This is a genomic window from Actinomycetospora aurantiaca, from assembly GCF_037401875.1.
GTDB classification, from domain to species: domain Bacteria; phylum Actinomycetota; class Actinomycetes; order Mycobacteriales; family Pseudonocardiaceae; genus Actinomycetospora; species Actinomycetospora aurantiaca.
On the sequence record NZ_JBBEGN010000003.1, the window covers coordinates 48,287 to 67,935 of the forward strand.

18 protein-coding genes are annotated in these 19,649 nt (G+C 73.1%); 11 read left to right on the forward strand and 7 right to left on the reverse strand.

Translation table 11 applies throughout. The features are described 5' to 3' along the window. The first annotated feature begins 51 nt into the window (after positions 1–51). From WCD74_RS08060 to WCD74_RS08075, 4 genes are all read left to right on the forward strand, one after another. The gene (locus WCD74_RS08060) at positions 52–648 is read left to right on the forward strand and encodes a TetR/AcrR family transcriptional regulator (RefSeq protein ID WP_337694324.1); all 597 of its coding nucleotides are present in this window, start codon (positions 52–54) and stop codon (positions 646–648) included. Between the two features lie 473 nt (positions 649–1,121). Next, complete coding sequence (locus tag WCD74_RS08065) at positions 1,122–1,520, forward strand: hypothetical protein (RefSeq protein ID WP_337694325.1); 399 nt, start codon at positions 1,122–1,124, stop codon at positions 1,518–1,520. Between the two features lie 185 nt (positions 1,521–1,705). Then, positions 1,706–2,752: a helix-turn-helix domain-containing protein gene (locus WCD74_RS08070; RefSeq protein ID WP_337694326.1), complete on the forward strand. Its 1,047-nt coding sequence runs from the start codon at positions 1,706–1,708 to the stop codon at positions 2,750–2,752. A gap of 32 nt (positions 2,753–2,784) precedes the next feature. Beyond that, entirely contained in the window at positions 2,785–3,981 is a 1,197-nt protein-coding gene (locus tag WCD74_RS08075) for an LLM class flavin-dependent oxidoreductase (RefSeq protein WP_337694327.1), read from the forward strand. A gap of 35 nt (positions 3,982–4,016) precedes the next feature. On the opposite strand, the gene WCD74_RS08080 is transcribed toward WCD74_RS08075, so the two are convergent. Beyond that, positions 4,017–5,090, reverse strand: coding sequence for a hypothetical protein (locus WCD74_RS08080; RefSeq protein ID WP_337694328.1), 1,074 nt, complete (start codon positions 5,088–5,090; stop codon positions 4,017–4,019). A 108-nt stretch (positions 5,091–5,198) separates the two neighbouring features. On the opposite strand from WCD74_RS08080, the gene WCD74_RS08085 reads away from it, so the two are divergent. From WCD74_RS08085 to WCD74_RS08105, 5 genes are all read left to right on the forward strand, one after another. Beyond that, a complete protein-coding gene (locus tag WCD74_RS08085; RefSeq protein WP_337694329.1) occupies positions 5,199–6,536 on the forward strand; it encodes an MFS transporter in 1,338 nt (445 codons plus the stop codon). Between the two features lie 58 nt (positions 6,537–6,594). Beyond that, entirely contained in the window at positions 6,595–7,662 is a 1,068-nt protein-coding gene (locus tag WCD74_RS08090) for a sensor histidine kinase (protein WP_337694330.1), read from the forward strand. Then, positions 7,659–8,321 (forward strand): response regulator, encoded by a 663-nt coding sequence (locus tag WCD74_RS08095; RefSeq protein WP_337694331.1) that lies wholly within the window; start codon positions 7,659–7,661, stop codon positions 8,319–8,321. The genes WCD74_RS08090 and WCD74_RS08095 overlap by 4 nt, the downstream gene beginning before the upstream one ends. A 97-nt stretch (positions 8,322–8,418) precedes the next feature. Then, complete coding sequence (locus tag WCD74_RS08100) at positions 8,419–9,861, forward strand: multicopper oxidase family protein (RefSeq protein WP_337694776.1); 1,443 nt, start codon at positions 8,419–8,421, stop codon at positions 9,859–9,861. Next, positions 9,854–10,264: a hypothetical protein gene (locus tag WCD74_RS08105; RefSeq protein ID WP_337694332.1), complete on the forward strand. Its 411-nt coding sequence runs from the start codon at positions 9,854–9,856 to the stop codon at positions 10,262–10,264. The genes WCD74_RS08100 and WCD74_RS08105 overlap by 8 nt, the downstream gene beginning before the upstream one ends. Here WCD74_RS08105 and WCD74_RS08110 read toward each other — a convergent pair. Then, positions 10,210–10,812 (reverse strand): hypothetical protein, encoded by a 603-nt coding sequence (locus WCD74_RS08110; protein WP_337694333.1) that lies wholly within the window; start codon positions 10,810–10,812, stop codon positions 10,210–10,212. The genes WCD74_RS08105 and WCD74_RS08110 overlap by 55 nt on opposite strands. Before the next feature lie 306 nt (positions 10,813–11,118). On the opposite strand from WCD74_RS08110, the gene WCD74_RS08115 reads away from it, so the two are divergent. Further along, positions 11,119–12,324 carry a cytochrome P450 gene (locus tag WCD74_RS08115; protein ID WP_337694334.1) on the forward strand — a complete coding sequence of 402 codons (1,206 nt, stop codon included), beginning with the start codon at positions 11,119–11,121 and terminating at the stop codon, positions 12,322–12,324. 6 nt (positions 12,325–12,330) lie between these two features. Here WCD74_RS08115 and WCD74_RS08120 read toward each other — a convergent pair whose 3' ends face one another. Beyond that, the gene (locus WCD74_RS08120; protein WP_337694335.1) at positions 12,331–13,956 is read right to left on the reverse strand and encodes a flavin-containing monooxygenase; all 1,626 of its coding nucleotides are present in this window, start codon (positions 13,954–13,956) and stop codon (positions 12,331–12,333) included. A 26-nt stretch (positions 13,957–13,982) separates the two neighbouring features. Then, complete coding sequence (locus tag WCD74_RS08125) at positions 13,983–14,912, reverse strand: alpha/beta hydrolase (RefSeq protein WP_337694336.1); 930 nt, start codon at positions 14,910–14,912, stop codon at positions 13,983–13,985. 122 nt (positions 14,913–15,034) lie between these two features. Between WCD74_RS08125 and WCD74_RS08130 the strand changes: the two genes are divergently transcribed. Then, on the forward strand, positions 15,035–16,753 hold the full coding sequence (locus tag WCD74_RS08130) for a sigma-54-dependent Fis family transcriptional regulator (RefSeq protein WP_337694337.1): 1,719 nt from the start codon (positions 15,035–15,037) through the stop codon (positions 16,751–16,753). 46 nt (positions 16,754–16,799) lie between these two features. Here WCD74_RS08130 and WCD74_RS08135 read toward each other — a convergent pair whose 3' ends face one another. The 3 genes from WCD74_RS08135 to fmdA form a co-directional block, all read right to left on the reverse strand. Continuing rightward, positions 16,800–17,189 carry a tautomerase family protein gene (locus tag WCD74_RS08135; protein ID WP_337694338.1) on the reverse strand — a complete coding sequence of 130 codons (390 nt, stop codon included), beginning with the start codon at positions 17,187–17,189 and terminating at the stop codon, positions 16,800–16,802. 155 nt (positions 17,190–17,344) lie between these two features. Continuing rightward, positions 17,345–18,379: an alpha/beta fold hydrolase gene (locus WCD74_RS08140; protein WP_337694339.1), complete on the reverse strand. Its 1,035-nt coding sequence runs from the start codon at positions 18,377–18,379 to the stop codon at positions 17,345–17,347. Positions 18,380–18,389: 10 nt separating this feature from the next. Next, positions 18,390–19,640 (reverse strand): formamidase, encoded by a 1,251-nt coding sequence (fmdA, locus tag WCD74_RS08145; RefSeq protein WP_337694340.1) that lies wholly within the window; start codon positions 19,638–19,640, stop codon positions 18,390–18,392. Positions 19,641–19,649: the final 9 nt, after the last annotated feature.

Sequence of the window (19,649 nt, forward strand, 5' to 3'; positions counted from 1 at the left end):
CACAACGTGCCGCATCTGGACCGATCGGTCAAGAACAGATATCGTGGCGGCATGCCTCGCCCTCGGCAGTTCGACGAGGACCGCGTGGTCCTCGCGATCCGGGACGAGTTCTGGGACAAGGGCTACGCGGCGACGTCGACCGACGACCTGCTGCGGGTGAGCGGCCTGGGCAAGGGCAGCCTCTACGGCGCGTTCGGCGACAAGCGCAGCGTGTTCCTGCGGGTCCTGCGGGAGTACGACGACGCCAACCTGCAGGCGCTCCGACAGCGGCTCGACGACGCCGAGCGGGGCATCGACCTGGTCCGCGAGTTCCTCCTCGGGCCCGCCGACGACCCGACCGGCGCGGCCGCGCGCCGGGGCTGCCTGCTCGCCAACAGCAACGCGGAGCTCGCCGTCAGTACCCCCGACGTCGCCGCCGAGGCCCGCCGCACCTACGCGGCGATCACCGAGCTCCTCGCCGCGGCGCTCGGACGGGCCCGGCGTGAGGGCGACCTCGATCCGGCCGTCGATGCCGGGGAGACCGCCCGCGCCGTGCTCGCCGCCCAGCTCGGCATCGTCGCGCTCGGCCGGACCGGGATGGACCGCGAGGACCTCGCCACTGTGGCCCGATCCGCGGTGACGCGGTTGCTGCTCGCGCCGGGCACGTAGGCGCGGCGAGGCTCCGAGCCCGGCATCGACCACTGTCAGCACCTCGCACTCCGGCGGTCTGCACCGCGATCGGAATGCCGAGTTCTGCAGATGTCCGACGGCCACAGCCGGGCTCGAGAACGCCGGGCTGTGGGCAGGTGCAGCTGATGGGCCATCCGAGGGATCTTGCGACCGACTGATCGTGCAGCCACCCGATCGTGTTCGCGGGATCTAGCGTTTGCGGAGACGCGTCGGGTGCGGCCACACGATGAGGACGGATGCCCCAGCCAAGGGACTCGAGAGGCAGGTTCGCCCGCACGTGGGGGCCCGTCGTTCTCGTCGGCGCGATCGGAGTGACAGCAGTCGGTGCCGGTGGAGTCGGAACGGGTGCAGGGAGTTCGACTGGGGCGGAGACCGCGCTGACCGAGCAGGCGTCGGTCAGTGTCCGCTCGGCGCGGAGCGCGAGGCAGAAGTCGACCAGGACCCGAGCCCGGTTGGCGTTGCAGAATCCAACGGCGAAAGCGACCGGACAGGCAGAGACCCGTGACTGCGCCGACCTCGCGACGGGCGCCGTTCGGCAGTACTTGATCCAGCACCGCTGCGAGGCGCTGCAGCGAGCGACATTCAGCGTGTCCTACGGGCGAGACCGCGCGGTCGTCGTGGTGGCCTGGGTCGAGATGGGCTCGGTCGAGGACGCCGAGGGTCTGAAGGAGGTCGTGGACTCGCCGGGCACTGGCAGCATCCGTCCGCTCGATCGCCGTGTCACGCTCACCGGGCAGCGCTACCAGTCCGACATCGACGGTCCGTTGGTCACGACGGCCGAGGCCGAACCCGTCGCTGGGTCGGTGCCCGGTCGGGTGTTGGAGGAGGCTGCCGCGCAAGCGGCGGGCTGACCATTCCAGTGCTGCTCGGGTCTGGTCCCAGCTGAATCGGGGAGGCGTCGCGGTCACCCGCTGCAGCGTGGAGCCGTGTCCCGGTCGACGTCGCGCGGTGTTCAGGAACTGAACAGTCCACGGGTCGACGTCGGCTTGCATACTCGCCGCGTCAGTGGTCACAGGCGACCCGGCGGGAGGTGACGATGAGGCGGTCGCGGCGTGCGTGGGAGGTGTTCCAGTCGGGCCACGAGCCCGTCGGGGTCTCCGGCCAGGTGCTGACGTCGTGGCGGCGCTCGCGGTGGAGCGGTGTCGACCCCGCTCGCACGGAGATCCCGATCGTCGACGTGGACACCGACAGCGAGTTCGTGCGGATCGCCTCGCCGGTGGTGCTGCGGGCGGCGGACTCGTTGACCGGTGGCCCGGCCTGCCTGGCTCTGGCCGACGCGCAGGGCCACGTCGTGTGGAGGTGGGTCTCCGAGCCGGCCATCGGGCGGGCGCTCGATGCGCAGGGGATGCAGCACGGCTCGATCTTCGCCGAGCAGCGGGTCGGGACGAACGGCATCGGGACGTCGCTGGAGAGCCGTGAGCTCGCCACCGTGTTCGGCCCCGACCACTATGTCGAGGCGTTCCACCGCTGGGCCTGCGTGGCCGCGCCGGTGGTGCACCCGGTGACCGGGCGGATGCACGGCGCCGTCAACGTCACCTGCTTCGCCGAGGACGCCAACCAGTTCCTGCGCGCCCTGACCAGGTCCCTCGCCGACACCGTGTCGAGCCGCATCGCCGAGCACGGGTCGCGGGAGGAGCGGGCGCTCCTCGACGCCTTCGTGTCGGGCCGGGTCCGCACCACGGCTCCCGTCGTGGCCGTGACCAGCACCCTGATGTTCGCCGACGACGTCGCCGGTGCGTGGGGGCTCGAGCACCGGACCGTCTGGGAGCTGGTGCGTCACGCGGGCCCGTCCGCGGACGTCGTGGTGCGCGACGGCCTCCGGGCGCGCGTGCATCCGCTGGACGGGGTCGACGGTGCCCTGCTGACCCTGCACCCGGACCCGACCTCGGCCGCGGTAGCGCCGACCCCTGAGTTCAGCCCGCTGGAGGCCGCCGAGGCCGACGTGGTCGCGCGGACCCTCGCGGAGTGCCACGGCAACAAGTCCGTCGCCGCGGCCACGCTCGGGATCTCGCGGGCCACGCTCTACCAGAAGCTCCGCCGCTACCGGATCGCCTGGGCGCCGGACACCTCCCGCGCCCTCTGACGATCCCCGTCCCCGACCCCCGGAGGAGAACCGTGTCCAACCCCGTCAACAAGCTGCGCTTCGGCATCTTCATGCCGCCGTTCAACTCCCCGCCCACGCAGAACCCGACGACGTCGCTGCAGCGCAACATCGAGACGATCCAGCTGATGGACCGGCTCGGGTACGACGAGGCCTGGGTCGGCGAGCACCACAGCGCGGGCACCGAGATCATCGCGGACCCGCTGACCTTCATCTCCCACGTCGGTGCGGTGACCCGCAACATCAAGCTGGGCACGGGCGTGGTCTCGCTGCCCTACCACCACCCGCTGTGGACCGCGGACCGCGCGATCCTCGTCGACCACCTGCTGCGCGGACGGCTGATGCTCGGTGTCGGGCCGGGCTCGCTGCCCACCGACGCCGCGATGATCGGGCTGGAGCCGAGCGCGCTGCGCCCGGCCCTGGGCGAGGACCTCGAGGTGCTGCTGCGGCTCCTGCACGGCGACGGCCGGGTCACCCACCACACCGATCGCTACGACCTCGTCGAGGCCGCCACCCAGCTCGCGCCCTACTCGGACCCGGTGTTCGACATCGCGGTCGCGGCGACGGTGTCGCCCGCCGGCCCGATCCTGGCCGGCAAGCACGGCCTCGGCCTGCTCTCGCTCGGCGCCACGACCCGAGAGGGCTTCGACGTCCTCGGTCACCACTGGAAGGTGGTGGAGGCCGAGGCCGCCAAGGCCGGCCAGACGACGAACCGCGCGTCGTGGCGTCTCGTGGGCCCCATGCACATCGCCGAGACCCAGGAGCAGGCGATCGAGGACGTCCGGTACGGCTTCGACACCTTCTGCGACTACACCCAGCGCACCCTCGCGCTGCCGACCTTCCGCGCGGAGGGCGAGACCTTCGAGGAGCGCGTGGCCTGGATCAACGAGACCGGGCTGGGAGTCATCGGGACCCCGGACCAGGCGATCACGCAGATCCAGCGGCTGATGGACCAGAGCGACGGCGGGTTCGGCTGCTACATGATGATGCAGCACGACTGGGCCAACTGGGAGGCGACGCAGCGGCACTACGAGCTGTTCGCCCGCCACGTCATCCCGGCCTTCCAGCCCTCCCAGCGCCGGCTGCTCGCAGCCCAGGCGTGGGCCCGCAGCCGCCACGGCGAGCTCGACGCCAAGAACGGCGCGGCCATCCAGGCCTGGACCGACAAGTACGCGGCGGAGCAGAAGGGCGAGACGGTCGCGCAGACCTGATCTGCCGGCGACGGAGCCGACCCTGCACGAGCAGCTCAGGACCGCCCGAGACCCGTGACCACCTCGGCGTGCTCGCGCAGGGTCTCGGCCGGGTCCTGGCCCGGCTGCCGGCCGAACCCGCAGTACATGGCAACGCCGAAGTCCGAGAGGAACCGCGAGGCCGTCGCGTGCCGACGGCGTAGGCCGGGCAGGCCGTCGATCGGCAGGACGATGCCGAGAAACACCCGGGTGTCGGGCACGCGGAGGTCCGCGAGCGGCGCGAAGAACGCCTGGTCCTCGCTGCGCAGGTAGCGCGGGCCGGCGAGGTGCAGCCAGTCCAGTGGCCGGCCGGCGTGCGCGCCCGCGTGGTTCGCCATCCGCACGAGCAGCCCCATGTCGCGGGCCTCGAACATCGGCCACTCGGGGAAGGTCCCGTAGCAGAGGTGCAGGCCGAGCAGGACCTCCTCGGGCACGTGCGGGGCGAGCCGCGACCACGGCCCGGCGAACCGGTCCCACGCGCCGTCCGGGCCGCCCTCGGTCCAGCCCAGGACCTGCTCGTTGTCGAGCACCTCGTAGGCGAGGTCGAACTGCAGCGCCAGGTCGTGCGCCGGGACCACGGCCAGGACCTCGTCGACCGAGCGCCGCACCAGGTCCTCGAGCGCCGGCCCGACGACCGCCCAGTCGCGGGCGTAGTGGTCCTTGAACGCGCCGGTGAACACGCTCGACGGGAACGGGAAGTTGACCTGGAAGCGCTGGTGCCCGGGGATCACGCCCTCGGCGCGCAGCCGCGTGAACAGCTCGTACGACTCCAGCATCACCGGCACCCGCGGCCAGGAGTCGAACCGCAGGGCCTCCACCCCGTCGCGCACGGTCAGCCGCGCGGTCTCGTAGGCGTGCCGCGCGCGGCCCGTGGGGGAGGCGGTCGGCTCCAGGACCTCGACGTCCGGGTGCGGCTCGAGCAACCGGGTCCGGTCGAAGGCGACCCACGCGCCCAACGGACCGGACTCGCCGTCGGGAAGGGCAGGGACGAGGTCCCCGACGAGGCCGGCGCCGGCCCGGAACGCCTCGTCCGCCGACGGCGTCGGCAGGCTGCCCACCAGCAGCAGATCGCTCGTCACCCGTCCGCCCATGCCGGCCATCCTCCTCCCACCCAGCGGGACGAACCTGGCGTTCTCGGGCGGAAGCTCCCTATGGTGCGCGTCACACCTCACCGCCTCCTCACGGTCAGGAGTTCGCCGATGCACCCTGCCCCGAACGCACGACCGGAGCCGACGGCCAAGGAGACCCGCCGCGTCGCGTCGGCGACGTTGATCGGGACGTCGATCGAGTGGTTCGACTTCTTCGTCTACGGCGCGGCCGCCGCCCTCGTGTTCAACAAGGTCTTCTTCCCGACGGCGAACCCGCTCACCGGGACCCTGCTCGCGCTCTCGACGTTCGGGGTCGGCTTCGTCGCCCGGCCCTTCGGCGGCGTGGTGTTCGCGCACTTCGGCGACCGGATCGGCCGCAAGTCGATGCTCGTGCTGTCGGTGCTGATGATGGGCGGCGGCACGTTCGTCGTCGGCCTGCTGCCGACCTACGAGGCGATCGGGGTCGCGGCCCCGATCCTGCTGGTGGTGCTGCGGATCATCCAGGGCATCGGGCTCGGCGGGGAGTGGGGCGCGGCCGCGGTGATGGCCGTCGAGTACGCGCCGCCGCACCGGCGCGGGTTCTTCGGCAGCTTCCCGCAGATCGGGGTCCCGGCCGGGATGCTGACCGCGAACGTCTCCCTGCTCGCGATGTCGGCGCTGATGTCCGACGCTGCCTTCGTGTCGTGGGGCTGGCGGGTGCCGTTCCTGGCCTCGATCGTGCTGGTCGTCGTCGGGATCGCGATCCGGCTCAAGGTCGCCGAGTCGCCGGTGTTCGAGGCGGCGAAACAGGAGGGCCGGATCGAGCGTCAGCCGGTGCTCGCCGTCCTGCGCCGGCAGCCGCTGAACGTCCTGCGGGCCGCGGGCCTGCGCTTCGCCGAGAACAGCACCTTCTACATCCACACCACGTTCGTCCTGACCTACGGCACCGTCGTGCTCGGGATGGCGCGCGGCGACCTGCTGATCGCGGTGATCGTCGCCTCCGCGATCGGGTTGCTGACGATCCCCTTCTACGGCTGGGCCGCCGACCGATTCGGCCGCCGCTCGGTCGTACTCTGGGGCTCGTTCGTGCTGCTCGCGATGAGCTGGCCGTACTTCTGGGCGCTGGACACCCGCTCGCTGCCGCTGATCGTCCTCGCGACCGTGATCGCGGTGAACGTCGGGAACTCCGCGGTGTACGCCCCGCAGCCGGCCTACTTCTCGGAGCTGTTCGAGCCGGAGGTCCGCTACAGCGGCGCCTCGATCGGGGCCCAGGGCGCGAGCGTGTTCGCGGGCGGCCTGGCCCCGGTCATCGCGACCGCCCTGCTCGACGCGACGGGCGGCTACGACTGGATCGCGATCTACATGTCGGCGATGGTGCTGATCACGATCGTGACGGCGTTCCTGTCGCCGGACCCGTACAAGGACTCGCTGAAGCAGGCCCGCTCCGAGCCGGTGGCGGCGGTGCGGTAGCCGCCGTCTACGTCGAGAGGCGGACGCCGACCGGGTCGCCGCGCCCTAGCCTGCCCCCATGGCCCCGCCCACCCGCCGCGACGTGCTGGTCGGGCTGGGCGCCGGCCTCGCGGCGCTCGGGGCCACCCCGCTGACGACGGGCCGGTGGCCGGACGCCATCGGGATCGCGCTGATCGCGCTCGGCGCCGTCGCCCTGGTGTGGCGCCGGCGGGCCCCGGTGACGGTGCTGGTCGCGGTGGTGCTGCCCGTCGCGGTCTACTACTGGCTCGCCCAGCCCGACGGGCCCGCCGGCTTCCTCGTGGCGGTCGCGATCTACACCGTCGCGAGCCGTACCGGCCGGACCCGGGCGATCGGCATCGGCGCCGTCCTCGTCGTGACGTGGGCCGGACTCAGCCTCTGGCTGTGGGACGGACCCGGCCTGCCACCGGCGGACGGCTATCTCTGGATCGTCGGGACCGTCGCGTGCGGGATCGCGGTGGGCGCCGTGCGGGAGGTCGCGGCCCAGCGTGCCGAGGACGACCTGCGCCGCCGGGTGGAGGCCGAGCGGCTCCGGATCGCCCGCGACGTCCACGACATCGTCTCCCACAGCCTCTCCATGATCGCGGTGCAGGCCGGGGTCGGCGCGCACGTCGCCGAGCGGCGTCCGGACGAGGCGGCGGCCGCCCTCCGCGCGATCGGTGCGGCCTCGTCGTCCGCGCTCACCGAACTGCGGGCCACGTTGCGGGTGCTGCGCGACGGTGACGCGGCCACCCCGGCGCCGGCGGGGATCGACGACGTCGTCCGGGTCGCGACGCTGGCGGGCCTCACGGTCCGGTGCACCGGGGAGCCCATCGGCGATCCGGCGGTGGACGGCGCGATCGCGCGGATCGTGCGCGAGGCCGTCACCAACGTCGTGCGGCACGCCCCGGACGCGACGGACGTCGAGGTCGGGATCGACCGGCACGACGACGGGTCGGTGCGGGTCCGGGTGGCCGACGACGGCACCCCGGTGCCGCCGCCGCGCGCGGGGCAGGGCCTGCGCGGGCTCGCCGAGCTGGCGGCCGGACACGGCGGGTCGCTGCACTGGGAGCCGACCGCCGACGGGTTCGTCGTCGAGGCCACCCTGTCGGCGGGAGCGACCCGGTGAGCACCCCGATCCGGGTCGTGGTCGCCGACGACCAGCCGCTGATCCGTTCCGGGCTGCGGGTGCTGCTGGAGACCGAGGACGGGTTCGAGATGTGTGGCGAGGCCGCGGACGGCGCGGAGGCGCTCGCGCGGGTGCGGGAGTGCCGGCCGGACGTCCTGCTCCTCGACGTGCGTATGCCCGGCGTCGACGGGCTCACCGCCCTGGAGACCCTGACCGCCGACCCCGACCTGGCCGCGACCCGGGTGCTCGTCCTGACCACTTTCGACCTCGACGAGTACGTGCACCGCGCCCTCGTCGCCGGCGCCGCGGGATTCCTGCTCAAGGACAGCGACCCGGCCACCCTGCTGCGCGCCCTCGAGGTCGTGCACGCGGGCGAGGCCCTGCTCGCGCCGAGCGTCACCCGGCGGCTGATCGCGGACGTCGTCCGCCGCGGGGCGCTGCGGCGGCCGGCCCGGGCGCTGACCGTGCTCACCGCCCGGGAGCGCGAGGTGCTGGGTCTCGTCGGGCGGGGTGCGACCAACGGCGAGATCGCCGCCGAGCTCGTCATCAGTCCTGCCACCGCGCGCACCCACGTCGGGCGCCTGCTGGTCAAGCTGGACGCCCGTGACCGCGTGCAGCTGGTGGTCATCGCCCACGAGGCAGGCCTCGTCGGACCCTGAGATGACCCCGGGGTGCCTACGTCGGGGCGCGTAGCCGCAGGTCACGTCGCTGCGACGACGTGGCCGACCCGTCCGGCGCGGCAGCCTCGTCGTCGTGATGGACCGTCGCAGCTTCCTGGGCCTGACGGCGGCGGTGGGCGCCGCGGCCGTCGTCGGGTGCAGCACGCGCACACCCGCTCCGCCGCCGATCGCCCCACGGCCGCTCGTCGTCCCGCCGCTCGCGCGGGCGGCCACCGACCGTTCCGGACGGCGGGTCCTCGACCTCGTCGCGGGCGCGGGGACGTCGTCGTTCCTCGCCGGCCGGGCGACCCCGACGTGGGGGTACGGCGGGCTGCCCTTCGGCGGCCCGACGCTGCGGGCCACGCGGGGCGACCGGGTCGTCGTCCGGGTGCGCAACGACCTCCCAGAGACCACCACCACCCACTGGCACGGCATGACGCTGCCCGCGACCGCCGACGGCGGCCCGCACCAGCCGATCGCGCCGGGGGAGACCTGGACGCCGGAGTGGACGGTCGAGCAGCCCGCCGCGACCCTCTGGTACCACCCGCACCCGCACGGGAGCACCGAGCGGCACGTCCACCGCGGCCTCGCCGGCCTGTTCCTCGTCGACGACCCGGAGCCCACCGGCCTGCCGGACCGCTACGGCGTCGACGACGTCCCCGTCGTCGTCACCGACCGGACCTTCGCCCCCGACGGCTCCTTCGACGAGGCCGGCCGCACCGCGCACGGCCTGGTCGGCTCCACGGTGCTGGTCAACGGGGCCGTCCGGCCCTACCTCGCGGCGAGCAGCACCCGACTCCGGCTGCGGCTGCTCAACGCCTCGCCCGCCCGCTGCTACCGCGTCGCGCGCTCCGACGGGGCGCCGCTGGTGCTCGTCGGGACCGACCAGGGCCTGCTCCCGGCGCCGCGTGACGCGGCGGACGTGCTGCTCACGCCGGGGGAGCGCGCGGAGGTCGTCGTCGACCTCGTGCCGGGAGCACGGGTGTGGCTGCGCTCGTTGCCGCAGGACCTGGGCGCCGTGAGCGGGACGGAGCGCTCCCTCGGGGCGCGCGACACCCTCGACCTCCTGGAGCTGCGGGCGCCGGCGGACGCGGCGCCGCCACCCCCGCTCCCGACGACGCTGCCGCACGACCCCGCGCTCGTGCTGCCCGCCGGCGCCACGACCCGCGTCCTCGAGCTGGGCGACGACCGGATCAACGGACGGGAGATGGACATGCGCCGCGTCGACGAGGTCGTCCCGGCCGGCGCGGTCGAGCTGTGGGAGCTGCGCAACACCCACACCCGGCCGCACAACCTGCACGTCCACGACGCGCGGGGGCAGGTGCTCGGCACCCACGCGTGGAAGGACACGGTCTACGTGCCGCCGCGGAGCACGGTGCGGGTGGTGTTCCGCTTCGGCCGCCACGCCGACCCGGTGACGCCGTTCATGTACCACTGCCACCTGCTCGCCCACGAGGACCAGGGGATGATGGGGCAGTTCGTGGTGGTCGACCCGGGGATGTCGGCCGGACCCGTCACCGGGGCGCACCACCATGGCTGAGCGCACCGGCTGGAGCGTCCCGTTCCGGGTGATCGCGCCGGTCCACGCCCTGCTCGTCGTCGGGCAGGCCCTGCTCGCGGGTGCCCTGCTGGACGCCGTCGACGGTGCGACCGCCTGGCACGGCGGGGTCGGGGGCGTGCTCATCCTGGTCGGGATGGTGCAGGCGGTCGCGGCCGTGCCCGCGGTGCGGCCGGGCGGGATGCCCGCCTGGGTCCTGGTCGTCGCGCTGCTGCTGCCGGTCGCCGAGACCGCCCAGGTGTCCGTGGGCTACTTCGGCCACCTGGCGGTCCACGTCCCCCTGGGCATCGCGATCCTCGGGGCGCAGCTCGCGCTGGCGTGGGCCGCCGCTCACCCGCGCGTCAGGTCCGGTCGGAGCACCAGGAGCAGGCCGAGGACGGCGTAGCCGACCATCAGGTGCGCCGCGGCGACGACGCCGCCGACGACCTCCCCGAACACGACGATCGACGGGATCACGAACAGCACCCAGGTCTCGGCGACCGCCGGCCAGCACCGCAGCGCGCCCCGCCACACGCCTGCGACGGCGACCTTCACCCCGACCACCGCCATCCCCAGCATCGACAGCGGCCAGAACACGTCGAGGACCATCACCGGGTCGCTCTTCCCGATCGCGTCGGGCAGCAGCATCAGGACCGACGCGAGCGAGGCCAGGGACAACAGCCCCATCTCGACGACGAGCATGCTGCGGGCCAGGCGCGACCGCCCGGTCGCGTGGGTGCGCCACATCGTGGCGACCAGGAACCAGATCCCGACCTGGAACATGGTGGCGACGACGTCGACGGCCTGGCCGCCGCGGTCGCCGAGCAGTGGGGTGGCGGCGAAAGCGAGCGCGCCGACGGTCAGGACGCCTCCCGCCGTGCGAGCTCGGTGCAGCTCCCGGTCGCGGCCGGCGGCGGGGGTGGCGGTGGCGGGGTGGAGCGAGGTGCTGGTCATGGCGGACTCCCGGGTCTCCGATCGATGCCGGCCCGTCCGGGCCGGTCATCAGACCTTCCGCCCACGTCGTCCCGTCGCCCCAGGTGCCGGAGCCCCGACGGTGTCCCGGGCGGATGTCCCGGCGGTCGGGACATCCGCTCGGGAGTGCGGTCCGCATCGTCGTGGTCGGGTGGGGGGCGGGCGCCACCGCTCCGAGCCATACGAGAAGACGTATACGCAGCGGTTGTTACTCGTCTTGGTCCTATGTGTTCTGCGTCTCTACCGTCGCCCTCACCACCACGACCGCACCGCTCATGAGGACACGAGATGACGACGACGCTTCCCGACCTCGACGATCCAGCGTTCCTCACCGGCGACCGGTCGGCGGCCTACCGGATGCTGCGCGACGAGGCGCCCGTGCTGCGGACGGGAGAGCCCGGCTACGAGACCTGGATCCTCTCCCGCCACGAGGACGTGCAGGCCGCGCTGCGGACCACGACGGCGCGGGTGCAGCCGGACGGCCAGGACGCCCCGGCGTGGATGCCGGAGGGTCCGGCGCGCCGGCGACTGCGCGCGAACATGGTCCAGACCGATCGCCCGGTCCATGCCCGGCTACGCGGCGTCGTCGGGCCGCTGTTCACCGCCCGACAGTCCGACCGGCTGCGGGCGGCGGCGGCCCGCGAGGTCGCCGCCGAGCTCGACGGCCTCGGGGACGGCGGCGAGGTCGACGCCGTGGCGATGGCCGCCCGGGTGCCGCGCGGGGTGCTGCGCCTGCTCATCGGGATGCCGGACGAGGACTGGGCCCCGATGCTCCGCACCCAGCTCGACTTCCTGATGATCTTCTCGCCGTTCCCGCTGCCGCCGGAGCACCAGGCGCGCCTCGACGAGGTGTCGCAGTTCTATCTCGACTACTTCGACGGCCTGCTCGGCCGCCTGTCCGACCCGCCCGAGCTCGTCCGGCGTCTGCTGGCCGCGGAGGAGAGCGGGGAACTCTCCCGCGACGAGGTGCTCTCGCTCATGCACACCGTCCTGGACGCCGGGTTCGAGACGACCCGCACGTCGATCTCCAACCTCGTCGAGCTCTTCGCCACCGTCCCGGGGCTGATGGACGCGGTCCGTGCCGACGAGAGCCGCGTGCCCGGGGTGGTCGAGGAGGCCCTGCGACTACGCGCCCCGGTGCAGATGAACACCCGCATCCTCACCGAGGAGCTGCCGACCACCGACGGCACCGTGGTCCCGGCCGGCGCGCGGGTCCTGGCCGTGATCGGGGCGGCCAACCTCGACGAGCGGGTGTTCCCCGACCCCGCCGTGGCCGACCCCGCCCGCGCCAACGCGGCACGGCACCTCTCCTTCGGCGGCGGCCTGCACCACTGCCTCGGCGCCCCGCTCGCGCGCGTCCAGCTCCAGGAGACCGCGACGGCCCTCGTCCGCCGGTTCGGGCGGATCGACCTCGCCGGCCCGTCGGACCGGCACGCGTCGTTGATCTTCCCCTCGCTCGCTGCCCTTCCCGTGCGGGTGCGCGCCGCAGGATGACCTTCCCTAGGCGGACATCGGCTCGCCGGACCGGGCCAGGGTGAAGCCCTCGTAGCCCCGCTCGGCGACGACCGCGAGCTGCTGGCGGTAGGCCCCGATGCCGGCCATGTAGAACATCACCGCGTTCTTCTTGCCCGGGATGTTCGCGCCGAAGATCCAGGAGTCGGCCTGCGGGAAGAGCGTCATGTCCGCGATCTCCCGGCACGTCGCGGTCCAGCTCTCCTCGGCGGACTGCGTGGGCTCGACGGTGCGGGCGCCGGACTCCTCGGCCGTGCGGACGAGCTCGCCGATCCACTCGACCTGCGACTCGATGCTCGGCGGCAGGTTGGTGAAGGGACCGTTCGGTCCGAGGATCATGAACATGTTCGGGAAGCCGGCCTTCGACACGCCCAGGTAGCTGGTCGGGCCCTCGGTCCAGTGCTCGTCGATGTGCCGGCCGCCGCGCCCGCGCAGGTCCATCGCGCGGTAGTTGCCGTCGACGGCGTCGAACCCGGTGGCGAACACCAGCACGTCCAGCTCGTGCTCGACGCCGCCGGCCGTGCGCACGCCGCGCTCGGTGATCTCCTCGATGGGGTTCTCGACGATGTCGACCAGCTCGACGTTCTCCCGGTTGTAGGTCTCGTAGTAGCCCTCGTTGCACAGCGGGCGCTTCGCGTAGAGGTCGGTCGGCGTGAGCTTCCGGGCGGTCTCCGGGTCGTCGACGATCTCGGCGATCTTCGAGCGGATGAACGCCGCCGCGGCCGCGTTGGCGTCGGGGTCGGTCGCGATGTCGGAGAACGTCCCGAACATGAACCGGAAGCCGTTGCCCTTGTCCCAGTTCTCCTGGAACACGCGCTGCCGCTCCTCCTCCGAGACGCTCATGGCCTCGACGTCGCTCTCCTCGAACCCGAACGCGACCTTCGAGCTCCGGACCTGCTCCCAGATGGACCCGAAGTCCTCCTTGGTCCGGTCGACCTCCGCCTGGTCGACCGGACCGTTGCCCGACGGCACGCAGTACTGCGGGGAGCGCTGGAAGACGGTCAGGTGCCCCGCGGTGCGGCCGGCCGCGACGATGAACTGGGTCCCGGTGGACCCGGTGCCGATCACCCCGACCCGCTGCCCGGTGATGTCGAGGTCGTCCGGCCAGGCGTTCGTGTGCACCAGGCGGCCGGCGAAGCGGTCGCGGCCGGGGATGTCGGGCATGTTGCTGCGGGCCAGCAGGCCGAGCGCGTTGACGAGGTAGCGGCACGTGGTCGTCCCGCCGTCGGCGGTGCTCACGCGCCAGAGGGCGGTGTCCTCGTCGAAGTGGGCGGCGGTGACCTCGGTGTCCAGCGTGATGTCGCGGCGCAGGTCGAAGCGGTCGACGACGTGCTCGAGGTAGGCGAGGACGTCGGGCTGGTCGAGGTAGCGGGTGCTCCAGTCCCACTCCTGCAGCAGGTCCTCGTCGAAGGAGTAGCGGTAGACGAAGCCCTCGGTGTCGGACTTCGCGCCGGGATAGCGGTTGAAGTACCAGGTCCCGCCGACGCCGCCGCCCTTCTCGAAGGCCCGCACCGACAGGCCGAGGCGGTCGCGCAGGGTGTGCAGCATGTAGATGCCGCCGAAGCCGGCGCCGATGACGACGGCGTCGACGTCCGGGGTCGTGGTGGTGCTCATGGTCGTCTCCTCGGAGGTCTGGGAGGTCAGCGCCGGTACCAGGCGGCGATCGCGGCGATCTCGTCGTCGGCCTCGGGCGCGTGGCCCGCGCAGAACGGGAAGACGTGCTGCATCCCGTCGACGACGGAGAGGGTCACGTCGACGCCGGCGGCCTCGGCGTTCGCGGCGAGCCGGGTCGCGTCGGCGGCCAGCGACTCGGCGCCGCCGGCGTTGACGTACAGCCGCGGGAGGCCGGTGAGGTCGGCGTACAGCGGGTTCGCCAGGGGCGTGCGGGGATCGATCGCGCCGTCGGCGAGGACGCCGGCGATCATGCCCTCGAGCAGCGGGACGGTGACGAGCGCGTCGGTCGCGGCGTTCGTCACCAGCGTCTCGCCGCGGTTCTCCATGTCCAGCCACGGGGAGAACGCGATGATGTGGCCGGGCAGCGGCCCGCCCTGCTCGCGGAGCGCCAGCGCGATCGCGACGGCGAGGTTGCCGCCGGCCGAGTCGCCGATCGTCGTGACGTCGGCCGCCGCGATGCCGCGGTCGAGCAGCCCGCGGAACGCCGCGACCCCGTCCTCGACCTGCGCGGGGTGCGGGTGCTCGGGAGCGCGGCGGTAGTCGAGCACGAACGCCGTCACGCCCAGGGCCTTCGCGACGTGGCCGGCGAGCTTGCGGTGGCTGGCGGCGGAGCCGACCGCGAACCCGCCGCCGTGGGTGTAGAGCAGCACCCGGGACGCGTCGGCGCCCGCGGGCAGCGTCCAGATACCGGGGACGCCGCCGACGGTGTCCTGGCGGTAGCTCACGTCCTCGGGCTCGCGGGTGGGCTGGTGCCACTCGTCGAAGATCGCGCGGAAGAGCCGGGTCGTGAGGTCGGGCGTGCCGGCGATGATCCCGGACCAGTCCGCGTAGAGGGCGCGCAGCGCCTCGGCTCCGGCCGAGGTCTCCGGCGCGCGGGTCGACGGCGTCGTCGTCATCGAGGTCCTCCGTTGAGGTCGGTGCTGATGTGACCTGGACCTCACGATGCGCGCGAGGCACCATCGACGGGCGTTCCATTTCGGAACGTCTCGCGTGTGGCACCCGACGCGACGATGAGCAGGTGAGCACCGTGGCGCACGACCCGAGCCGCGTGCCCGTCCTGTCCTCCCGGCAGCACCGGCAGGTCCGCCGGACCCGCGAGGCGCTCGTGGGCGGCGGGCTGCTCGACGTCCCGCCCGGTTCGGCCGGGGTCCCGTCGGTCATCGAGCAGAGCTGGCGACGCTGCGTCGGCGAGCAGGTGCCCGTGGCTCCGGCGCGCATCGACTTCCGGGAGCCCGAGCCGTCACCCCTGCGCCGGGCCGCCGAGCCGGTGCTCGACCGGCTCCGCCGGAGCCTGTCCGACGTCGCCGTCGCGATGGTCCTGTCGGACGCGAGCGGGCGGATCGTCGCGCGGTACGCCGACGTCCGGCGCCAGCGGCGGTTGATGGACCGGGCGTCGGCCGCCGAGGGCTTCGACTACTCCGAGGCGTCCATCGGCACCAACGGCCTCGGCACGGTCCTCGTCGAGCGGCGCCCGGTGCTCGTGCGCGGCCCGGAGCACTACAACGCCGAGCTGGAGAGCCTGACGTGCGCCGGCACGCCCGTCGTCGAGCCGTACACCGGCCGTCTGCTCGGGTGCTTCTCGCTCGCGTGCGCCACCCGCGACGTGCACCCGATCATGACGGCGCTGGCCGACGACATCGGCCGCCAGATCGAGGCGGGCCTGCTGGACCAGGCCGGTGACCGGCGCCGACGCCTCGTCGACGCGTACCTGGCGGTCGACCGCGCCGACGGCCCGTCGCTCGTCGTCGACGAGGAGACCGTGCTGGCCAACCGTTCCGGGCTCGTGCACGTCGGCCCGGACCTGCACGCCGTGCTGTGGGCGCACCTCCGGGAGCACGGCCGGTCGGGCCGGATGCCGGTACCGCTGTCCGACGGCGTGCACGACGCCCTCGTGGAGCCGGTCCCCGACGGCGGTCGCCCGGCCTTCCGGCTGCGGGTGCTCCCTCGCCACGACGACGAGCCGCGGGCGTTGCCGCGGCCGGCACCCGTCGTCGAGAAGGCCCTGCACCACGACCCCCGCGTGGCGGAGCAGCTCGAGGAGGCGCTGGCGTACGGGGAGCCGGTGGCGGTCGCCGGCCCCGGCGGGACCGGGAAGGCCCGCACCGCCTCGGCGCTGCTGCGGCGGCGGGGCGCCGACCCGCTGGTGGTCGACCCGGCGCTGGATCCGGAGTGGTTCCCGACGGCGCGGGCCGCGGCCGAGGCCGGGCGCGGGGTCCTGGTTCGGCGGGTGCACGAGCACCCGCAGCCCACGATCGGGCAGCTGCAGGCGCTCCTCAGCGCCTCCGGTGCCGTCGCGCTCACCGTCGACCTGGATGCTGCGGACGACGCGCTCGCCGGGACGGTGCGTCGGCTGACCACGACCGTCCGCCTCCCGACGCTCGCGCAGAGCCGGGAGCACCTGCCTGCCCTGGTCCGCGAGATCGCCCCGGCCAGCCGCTTCTCGCCGGACGCGTGGGAGCGACTGCTCGCCTGGCACTGGCCCGGCAACCTCGGTGAGCTGCACACGACGGTCGTCGCCGCAGCGCGCCGGGCGTCGGGCGGGCTCGTCGAGTCCGACGACCTCCCCGAGGACCTGCGCGGACCGCGTCGTCCGATGGGCCTGATGGAGTCGGCCGAGCGGGACGCGGTCGCCGAGGCCCTGCGGACCTCGGGCGGCAACCGGACCGTGGCCGCGCGGTCGTTGGGGATCGGGCGCAACACCCTCTACCGCAAGATGCGCGAGTTCGACCTGCACTGACGACCGGCCGACGATCCAGGACGCCTCGTCGGAGAGCAGGAAGGAATCATGCGATGGCGCCGGGATCCTCGCTCGCCTCGGGCAGGATGACCCCGCCCTCCATGATGTTGGCGCCGGGCTGTTCGAGCAGGAACAACGCGACGTCGTCCTTCGAGTCCCCGGTGATCTCGCACCATGCGTCCGCGAGTCCGTGCAGCAGCTTCGCGCGCAGGTCCTTGGACCGTCCCTGCCGGATCAGCCCCACCATGCGCGGTCCGCTGACCGGCTCACCCGCGACGAAGATGCTGTCGGGAGCCACCTCGGTGAACGAGCACTGCACGTACGCGCTCGGGGCCCCCGTCACCTCGCAGTGAACCTTGGTGAACGCCGCTGCGATCTCCGCCTTGCGTGCGAGCGTGGCACTGCCCGCCGGGGCGGTGAACTGGTAGTAGGGCATGCCGCAACGACCTCCACGGATGAGCAGTGCTGTGCAGGCGACCGTAGGCAGGGCTCGCACGTGGCGACAACAAAACCACCCGCAACCGCGGCGGTCCCGGACGCGGTCGCGACGAAGGACGAGGTCCGGTGGCAGCCACCGAGACCGCCGCGGCGTCAGACCTCCCGGGCGAGCATCTCGCGCAGGCCCCGGTCGATGAAAGCCGTGTCCTCGGGGTTCTGGCCGCCGCCGGCGAAGTGGCCCCAGACGCCGGGGATGACCCGGACCTCGCCGTGCGGGATGTGCTGCGAGGCCCACTGTTCGTCCTCGGGCGGGAAGTAGAGGTCCTTCTCCGCGGGCATCGCGAGGACCGGGCAGCGGATCGAGTTCAGCGCGGCGACCGTGTCGCCGTCGAAGCCGGGGGTCTGCCCGACGTCGCCGTGGAACCACGTCCAGATCATCGCCAGCAGGTTGTTCGGGTCCCGCTCGTCGAGGAAGAAGTCCTCCCAGAACCCGATGAGGAAGTCCTCGAGCGAGGAGTGCCCGAGCCGGCGCCACTCCTCCTGCCAGTAGAAGGCCTGGGAGAAGCCCCAACCGGCGTAGACCCGGGCGAAGGCCCGCAGACCCGTCGTCGGCCAGGCGTCGTCGCGGTACCAGCCGCCCGCGAACGCCGCGTCGGCCCGCAGGGCCGCGGAGATCGACTCGAGGAAGACGCGGTTGTGCGGGGCGGTGACGCTCGACCCGCAGAACGGCACCGCCCGCTGCACCATCTCCGGGTGGCTGACCGCCCACTGGTAGGTCTGGCCGGCACCCATCGACCAGCCCGTCACCAGCGGCAGCGTCTCGATGCCGAAGTGCTCCGTCACGAGCCGGTACTGGCACTCGACCTGGTCGAAGAAGGTCACGTGCGGGAACCGGGCGCGGTCGTAGGGCGGCGGCGTGTTGCTCGGCGACGACGAGAGCCCGTTGCCGAGCATGTTCGGCACGATGACGAACCAGTGCTCCGGGTCGAGCGCCATGCCCGGACCGATGAGCCACTCGTTGTCGGTGTGGCGACCGGAGAACCAGGTCGGGTAGACGATCGCGTTGCTGCGGTCGGCGTTCAGCGTCCCGTAGGTGCGATAGGCGAGCCGGGCGTCCCGCAGCGTCGCGCCGTGCTGCAGGACGACGTCGCCGAGCTCGAAGATCTCGGAGTCGGTGGGAGCGGGCACGCCGTCGTCCTCAGCTCGCCGTCGCGCACTGGCCGCGGTCGACCCGGGCGGGCCCGTCGTGGCCGGGTCGGATGTCGACGTCGAAGATGCCCGTGGGCAGGTAGAGCGAGCAGCAGGCGTTCGGGATGTCGACGATGCCGCTGACGCGGCCCTCGATCGGCGCGGCGCAGAGGATCAGGTAGGCCTGCTCGCCAGTCCAGCCGAACTGCGTCAAGTAGTCGATGGCCTGCAGGCACGCGCGCTTGTAGGCGATCGTCGCGTTCATGTAGTGCTGCGCGCCGGCCTCGTCGACCGAGATGCCGATGAACGAGACGAAGTCGTCGTAGCGCGGCTCGTGGCGGCCAGGCTGGAAGATCGGCATCGTCGCCTTGTACTTCCGGACGCCGTCCTTGATCAGATCCACGTGGACGTCGACGTAGCCGCCCATCTCCACCGCGCCGCAGAAGCTGATCTCGCCGTCGCCCTGCGCGAAGTGCAGGTCGCCGATCGAGAACTTCGCGCCGGGCACGTACACCGGGTAGAGCACGCGGGACCCGATCGAGAGGTTCTTGATGTCGACGTTGCCGCCGTGCTCGCGCGGGGGCACGGTCCGCGCGGCCTCCCGCGCGACGCGCTCGACGTCGGACCCACCGAGGGTGCCCAGCAGGGCGTTGTCCGGCAGGGGCGGAAGGGCCAGCGGCGGCACGCGCTGCGGGTCGGTGTCGATCAGGGCCTGCTCGCGGCGGTTCCACTCCGCCAGCAGTTCGGCGGACGGCGCGCACCCCGCGAGACCGGCGTGCACGTTCGAGGCGATCCGCACACCCGGCAGGTGCCGCGAGGTGGCGTACTTGCCCTGGAAGTCCCAGATGGCCTTGCCGGGGTCGGGGAAGTGGTCGGTGAGGAACCCGCCGCCGTTGCTCTTCGCGAAGATGCCGGTGTACCCCCAGCCCTGGCCCGCCTCCGGCCCGACGGCGGGTGCGCCGCCGTGCGCCGGCCCGAGGTCCAGGTAGTCCACGACGAGCAGGTCGCCCGGCTCCGCGCCCTCGACCTCGATCGGCCCGGAGAGCATGTGGTTGTGGTCGAGGACCATGTCGCGGACGTCGTTCGCGGAGTCGTCGTTGCGGACCTGGCCGTCGGTCCAGTCCTTGCAGTCGATCCGGAACACGTCGCCCGGGCGCACCGAGGCGGCCGCGGGGATGTCGGGGTGCCACCGGTTGTGGCCGGGGACCTCCTGCTCGCGCATCGACTTCGTCTGGTCCACGCGGAACACGGTCTCGGGCACGGTGGCCTC